Genomic DNA, 417 nt, shown 5'->3' on the forward strand with positions numbered 1-417 from the left:
GAGGATGGTGTCGAGCAGGCCGACATAGCAGGCGTGCTCGCCGCGGTCGCGCAACCGCAGCGCGGCCTCGTAGGCCAGGCAGCCGCCGAAGGACCAGCCGAGGAGCCGGTACGGGCCCTCGGGCTGGATGTCGTGGATCAGCCGGAGGTAGTGCTCGGCCTTGTCCTCCACCGTCTCCAACGCGTCGACCCGGTCGAACCCGTAGACCGGTTGGTCCGCGGGCAGCAGTTCGGTCAGCGGCTGGAAGACGCTGGTGGGGCCGCCGGCCGGGTGGAAGACGAACAGCGGCGGTCGGTCGGTGGGGCGGCTGATCGGGCGCAGGACCCGCAGCGGCGAGCCGGCCTCGGCCCCGCCCTCCAGCATCGGCCGGACGAGATCGGCGACGGCGGCCACCGTGGGGCGCTCCCGGATCTGGGG

The 417-nt window shown here is 73.6% G+C and carries 1 protein-coding gene; it reads right to left on the reverse strand.

What is annotated here, in order from left to right; genetic code table 11:
* The coding region (locus AOK16_RS27510; protein ID WP_169790936.1) for a thioesterase domain-containing protein at positions 1–393 on the reverse strand (393 nt) is incomplete at its 3' end.
* Between the last annotated feature and the right edge of the window lie 24 nt (positions 394–417).

The organism is Streptomyces pathocidini (assembly GCF_001418495.1).
GTDB lineage: Bacteria > Actinomycetota > Actinomycetes > Streptomycetales > Streptomycetaceae > Streptomyces > Streptomyces pathocidini.